General features: G+C 42.4%; 2 protein-coding genes and 2 pseudogenes. All 4 read right to left on the reverse strand.

What is annotated here, in order from left to right; genetic code table 11:
- Nucleotides 1-163: 163 nt before the first annotated feature.
- Nucleotides 164-1,393: pseudogene (locus N824_RS39345) on the reverse strand (carboxypeptidase-like regulatory domain-containing protein).
- Nucleotides 1,394-1,821: 428 nt separating this feature from the next.
- Nucleotides 1,822-2,676, reverse strand: coding sequence for a response regulator (locus N824_RS25830; protein ID WP_161662365.1), 855 nt, complete (start codon nucleotides 2,674-2,676; stop codon nucleotides 1,822-1,824).
- Nucleotides 2,657-5,953, reverse strand: a pseudogene (locus N824_RS25835) (two-component regulator propeller domain-containing protein). The gene N824_RS25830 and the pseudogene N824_RS25835 overlap by 20 nt, the downstream one beginning before the upstream one ends.
- Nucleotides 5,954-6,399: 446 nt before the next feature.
- A partial coding sequence (locus N824_RS25840; protein WP_048908005.1) for a BT_3987 domain-containing protein occupies nucleotides 6,400-7,288 on the reverse strand: 889 nt, incomplete at its 5' end.

Consider the following 7,288-nt stretch of genomic DNA (forward strand, 5'->3'; position numbering starts at 1 on the left):
AMCSTNNGMYYKTRYMWCRWTGCMYSNNTMWGTAYMNGNYYCCWRCACCANNACTRTANNAYRRWTCKGAWCCKNNTRGKAWYYWKTMWCMTTRMNNGGTYCANNGTANTMGTNCNWKCRYCRMMTKTASRRTMAWWCYKAKCSNTCCWNNTWAYNATTWANNTTAAGRNNNAMKGTRSTMSTCYWCRTCSCATYNNCWGKCRRWYMTARNCGAWSSAWKMKAWWTAYTWNGAMNAYGTNCTRYTCCRCMTSMNAWSCKKGMGGTTATRAYMKWNNANNGGAMGNGWWATWCTYGAYWAYGTCTRKTSSKYSTGMAWKMGKGWGGYYATSAKRWTSYNTGRSNAYKKKYAWWCWMSWYAATRTCYMGKGSWKRNTRCRKTAGSRYRRCNATCMGNNGMTCCTGRYNNTTTGCAWNCANYTMAWTRTSNCCKSGYWSMRTAMRKTWGCAYAWYRKNCSGYAKCKMCKRRYYKTGSAWCRTTRRTTGKGKYCTSGNTTCCGTAANTNNRCMYATTRKAMGRYAWSGWSGRWYYRYSSRAYKTYSSYTGKKTTSTGGNNATYMCGNAMTACCCMNTTWKMASMTRNNASRYSRKWWKRCSCRAYTKCYSCWGYNTYTKTGRKAAYSACGACTACCCCGTTTGCACCTGCCACACCATAAGGCGCAACTGCTGCAGCATCTTTGAGAACGGTTACCGTTTCAATGGAGTTTGGGTCCAGCCTGCTAAAGTCCCGTGGTACGCCATCCACAATTGTTAATGCACCAGTACGCCCGGTAGTAGCCGGCCCTCTGACTATGAGCTGCGAGCCATCCTGTCCGGGCTCTCCGCTTGCCTGTCTTGCTATGAGTCCTGAAACACGGCCAACGAAGGAGTTGGTCAAATTGACTACCGGTTTTTGTGCCACGTCTTTTACCGACAGTGTAGATACCGCGGCGGTTGTAGATGTTTTCTTTTGTGTACCATAACCCACGACAACAACCTCGTTAAGGTCCTTATTTTGCGCTGTCAATTGAATATCAATTAAGGTCTTACCACCGACAGCAACTTCCGCGGTTACATAACCTACATAGGAAATCACTAAAGTTGCATTCTCTGCTACATTATTGATTGCATAATTACCGTTTGCATCAGTTGTTGCACCTAGAGGGACGTTTTTAACTTTGATATTTACTCCCGGCAGTGGTTCCCCGGTGGTTTTATCTGTGATCTTGCCTTTAATGGTAATCGCATTTTGAACGGAGGGGTTTGTTCCTTCAATTCGCACTGCGGCAGCTAAAATGTTTGGCCCATTGGCCAGACTATAGCTTGATGGGAATAACAGTAGAATCCAGCAGAAATAAATCGGTGGTATTCCACTTTTGTTTTTGCGTTGTAGAAAGTGTTTCATAATTAACATTTAGTTGGACATGAGTAAAGCGTAACTATTTGAATATTCGGTTAGTTCGAATCCGGTGCAACTGGATTTGTTCAGCAAATAACCCTCATTATAACCCAAGCTTGTTTGCTAAATCATTCATATTTTTTAACGAATAGTACATAACGCTGGAGAAATGCGCTGACCTGTAACTATTAAGAGGCAAAAACGGATCTCTTCGAAATATCATCTGCATCGCTGAGACCAACTATTACTAAGTGAGTTTGAATAACACCGGCCGCTATAGAAAATTATCTGCCGGCCTGTTGTTAAAACTGGCGAAGCGATGGAAATTCAGCACTGCATTTTAATGTAGAATGGTTAGAAGTGACAATAGTCAAATATCAAAGAAACACATTAGCCTGACCGCTTTTCAAGACCAGACCAGAAACAAGCAGTTGCTTGTTTTGTCACACTTTAGGCCCTGAGCCGTGCTTTTTAAGGCCCTGCACAAATTGAAGCGGCGATTTCCCATATTCCTTTTTAAATGTCCGGGAAAAATTCGAGCTGCTTTGAAAACCAACCCGATCCACCACCTCGTTTATAGCGACATCTTCATGAGTCATGATCTGGATGGCTTTTTTCAATCTGATGCTCCTTATGAACTCGCCCACAGACTGGTCGGAGGTACTTTTAATCTTCTGATAGAGCTTTGTACGGCTCACAAAAAGGTGTTTGCAAAGAAAGTCGACATCCATTGCGGGGTCCTGTATATTGTTTTCAATTACATCGAGCATTTTTTTAAAGAAAATTTTATCCTTTTCGGAATGCACCAGTTCGGTTGCCTCCGAAAGATAGTCGTTGGTATACTTCTGCTTTAATTTTGCGCCCTGCTCAAAAATGTTCCGAACAGTCAATAGCAAAAGGTCGACACTAAGGGGTTTTGCAAAATAATAATCAGCACCGGATTCCATACCTTCCAGTTTGGTGTCCAAGCTGTCCTTAGCAGATAATATCATAAATGGTATATGCCTGGTCTCAAACCTTTCTTTAATAATCCTGCAAAATTCGATCCCATCCATGCCAGGCATCATCACATCACTAATAATCAGATCAGGGACAAAATTCACAGCAACATCAATCCCGGAATTACCGTCGGCCGCTTCCATTACCGAATAATACTTTTCCAGAGTCTGTCGTAGAAAGCTTCTAAGTTCCTGATTATCCTCTACAATCAAAATCCGCTTTTTGCCTGATTGAAAGCCTGAAGGTGATTCTTGCTCAACCGGCAATAAAACAGTTTTATCAACCGCCTCTAACTGCATTGGTGGCTCGGCTCCAGTTGGTNGGGNTTNNTNNTNCATGATCCAGGTAATTCTCCCTGCCCNATGGCAGGCCGATGATAATTTCCGTCCCTTTGTAACGCTCGCTGTACACAAAAATATCCCCTTTATGCAGCTGGGTTAGGCTTTTAACCAACGCAAGCCCGACTCCAGAGCCTAGGTGGTTTTTACTGATCCTGTAGTAGCGATCAAATATTTGTGTAATTGATTCAGCCGAAATCCCAATTCCGGAATCTAAAACGCGGAAATAAAGATATTTCTTTGCGCGCGTTCCCTCATTTAAAAGTTCAAATCCTGATTCAAATGAGGCTTTAAAGTCCTCCAAATTAAAAAACAGGTCAAAGGTAATTTCCCCGCCAGGGTTGGTATATTTGAAGGAGTTGCTGAGCAGGTTGAACAATATTTTTTCCACAACCTGCACATCAAAAGTACCTGTAAGTGGTTTTTGGCCATCCTGTGTTGTATGGTCAGTAAAATTAAAATGGATGTTTTTACTCTCAGCCAGATTCTGGAATTCCCATGCGATGTCTTTGCAGAATTCAGTGATCACCAAGGGCTGAACCTGTAATTTTACAATACTGTCGGCAACTTTCCTGAAATTCATCAACTCACTGATCAGGTTGATCAGCCTTTTGGCGTTCCTGAACATCAGTTGATAAGAATGGCTTAGCGCGGGATTCTTATTTTCGCTTATCAGGCTCTCCAGGGGACCCAAAATAAGGGTCAGAGGTGTGCGGAACTCATGGGAAATATTGGTAAAAAAAGTCAACTGTTGCTGATAAAGTTCATTTTGCTGCCGGTTAATTTCCTGACGCTTTTTCTCTTCAACGGCTGCGATTTCCATCTGAGTCTTTATGCGGTGCCATTTGTGCTGGAAAAAATAGATCGCAAAAATCACAGCTATAAACATTGCAAGATAAATACCTTTAGCCCAGTTCGACTTCCACCACGGCGGGAAAACAACAATGGAAATTTCCGCTGTGGATTTACTCCAAATCCCATCATTATTAGAAGCCTGCACTACGAATTGGTAATCCGAAAAATCGAGGTTGCTGTAAGACGCACTAGGGTTTCTTCCATCTGTAAACTGCCATTCTTTGTCAAACCCCACCAATTTGTAACGGTATCTGCATTTCAATGGATTGGCAAAATGCATGGCCGCAAAAAAGATCGTAAAATTGTTCTGACGTTGACTTAACCTGAGTTGCTTCTCAAAACCGATTGTCTGACCAGCGTTCTCTTTTGCATCGCCGGTATTTCCATACCTCGGACTTTTGTTGTTTACTGTGATATCTGTCAATACAGGTTGTGCCGGGATATGGTTTGTCCTGATTTGCTGCGGATAAAAATAGTTCAATCCGTTTATACCACCGAAATACAAGCGCCCGCTCGCCCCTTTATAAGAGGCACCGACTTTGAAGCTGTTACCCTGCAATCCATCATTTTTGTCATACCGGGAGACCTTACCTGAAGTAGGGTTAAGACGCTGAAGACCGTTACCGCCCATCCATATGTCACCTGCATCATCAATTTCCACGCTCTCCACATCGTTGTGCACCCCATACTTTGTATTATAAGTCTTGATATCATATTGGTTTCCCGGCTCCAAAATCAACCGGTTTACTCCGCCGCCTATTGTTCCTATCCAATAGATATGATCATTCTGCCTGGCAATAGGATAAGTATAATCAGAACTAAGGGCATTGGGTTTCGTTGATGCACGATAAGTTATCATTTTTTTTATGCCGCCCTGAGCATCAACCTCCATCTGCTTGAGCCCATAGTTACTTGAGATGAAAACCCGCGGCTGGTCTTTGTCTGCCCAAATGTAGTATCCTTCCCCTTTCTCGTAATACTTGACCTGATAAACATTGTACCGGTCTTTCCATATCACTCCAAAGCGATCTGTATGATTGCCGAACCAAATGTTACCGTAGAAGTCCACAGCTAATGCCTCTATGGAGGTTGCAGGAAGTTTTCCCCTGATCTCCATCAACCCCTTCCTGTCAGCCTTCAGCACGGAAATGCCTTTAATCGTGCCAATCCACAAATTCCCCTGATGGTCAGCCGTCAAAGCAGTCACGGCATCGTTACGAATCCGGATCCGGGAGCTATGGGTGTTGTAATAGGTAAATTGCCCAGTTTTCAAATCATAGTGGTTCAGTCCATTTGCGGTGGTGCCGATCCACACTTCTTCCTTCGTTTCAAGGATTGAACGTATATGATTTCCGGATAAAGAGTTCTGCACTTTGTAATCGTGCTGGAGCGTAAAAAATAACTTCTGATTCAAATCGCAGTAATTTACCCCTCCTCCGAATGTACATACCCAGAGGCATTCAGACCGGTCAACCAGCAGCCTATTGAGCGAATTCGAATTGAGTGTAGCGTGTGAACTTTTATTATTCACTGTTTGGATATACTTAAAATCCCCATCAAGTCTGACCAGTTCGCTGCCTGTGTTGACCCAGTAATCTGAACGCCCCTGCACAATATCCCTGATTTCTGTGCTATCCTGAAACAAATAGCTATTTTTCAGGTCATACGTCTTGAGCATGCTGGATGGGCCGTCAATGGTAGGGCCGATCTTAAAGAGTTTGTTTCGTTCAGCCAGCAGAAGATCGCCCCTGTTGTCAACAAAAACCCCATTCAGACTTCGATTTGGAAAACTATTAACGGATACAATACTGAACTTATCCTCAGCGTTTAGCGTCCATAGGCCATGGTTACTGGATAAAAAAAGCTGATGATCATCACTAGCAGCCATACCAGTGAACTCAAGGTTCAGGGGCAAGCGGAGTTTTTGAGGCTCAAGCCTGGTTCCCTTGATCTTGTAGAGCTTGAATTTGCCATCTGATAAACCGCAAATCCGATCCCCTGAAATCTTCAGGATTTTGGAAAAAATTGATTTACTTTCACCTGCGCCCTGCTCGAAATCAATGTATTTTTCTGTTCTGGAATCAAAACATTGAACTCCGTTTTCTGTCCCCAGCCAAATCATCCCATTCTTATCGGGATAAAGACACCGGATCCTGTTTTTGAAAGCGTTTTGTAACGGAACGTTACTGTTGTAATACTTCTTAATGGTATAACCATCAAAACGGTCAAGCCCGAAAAAGGTTCCTATCCAGATGTAACCTTTATAATCTTGTGCAATGTCATTTGCGTCGGTATGCGATAACCCTTCATCTACGGTGAGGTATTTGAACTGGTAAGGAAAAACTTGGGAGAAAACCGCAGCAGGCCTCCATAAAAGGAACAAAAGCTGAAGGAACAGTATTGCTGATACATATGACTTTTTATGGCATAGAAAACATTGCATTTCAATATGGCCGTTGCGGTTTATAGTTTGGATGTGATAAATATAGTTATCAGTATAGTTACATTAACAAATAATCACTAAATATGAACGCTATGTCAATAAATGTGTACAAATCCACACCGGTTTTTATTTATAACGAAGCGTTATTTCCATTCGATCCTGTTCACTGAAGAAAATTTCAAAAAAAATTAAACGCGTTTTTTACGATTTGAAAATCTATTATTATAGTAGCAAGAGGTCAACAAAAAATTCGTCCGGTTAGTCGGTATCAGAATTTCCGAACGCCTCTGAAAGTTGCAAAAAACAAATGCAGCACAATGGAATTAAAACATCGATGAATTAAGGTATTCCATTAGCGGCAATATGCCGCTAATGGAACGATACTATTAAAATGCATACAGTTCTGCTAAATGAAAAACATTTGCGTTGAACGCCGAATTAACCGTTAGCTTGAAATAACGCGCATCCTTATTAAAGCCTTCAGGTAAGAATTGTTTTTGCAGGTTTTTATTGTTCTGCAAGCTAAATGTACCCGCATTAACCCAGGTTAAATTATCCAGGCTTATTTGAACACTTACCTCATTAGGTTTTCCACCATCATCATTTTGCCTGGCTACAAATCCAAGTCCATGTAAAGCTTTCACAGACCCCATATCAATAGTAATGAAATGAGGAGGAACCGCTGCAGTKSSKMNGGAYSAYNGGRAGTGSNAKAAAGTTGCCGTATTCCCGTCAAAAGCAAATATAGCCCTGCCATTATCCGGCCCTTCTCCGGTGCTTTCCTCAGATGAAAGGTCCACTATACTCCAGGCTGACCTTTCAAAATCCGGATAATCGTTTAGATCAGGCTGGGCTCTGACAAGAAAGTAGGTGGTACGCAGCTGCTCATTTACTTCTGCTCCACTGGCAGACATGGTTACCGGAAGAATATAAGTTTTAAGGGCATCCATTGCACCAGAACCACTTGTTTTTAAGGAAATCAACAGCGGATCTGTACTTAATTTCCCTTTGGGAATGACTGCATTTGTTGCCGACAAGGAGTAGCTTTGCTGTGGCAAAACCGGATAATTGGTTTGATTCGCGGTATTATATCTAGCCGCCATTTCGGGATCAACTACAAAGCTAACAGCAATATCATTCTCCGGATAACCGAATCCGCCAAAATTTGCACCATATACCAGATTTTGCACCTGATCTGTAACCAGCAGTGTCTTATTTACTGCTCCATTCACACTTTGCGACATGTAAACTTTATTAAAACCGCCTATAGGCTGG

Origin of the sequence: Pedobacter sp. V48 (genome assembly GCF_000523515.1) — a bacterium.
GTDB lineage: Bacteria > Bacteroidota > Bacteroidia > Sphingobacteriales > Sphingobacteriaceae > Pedobacter.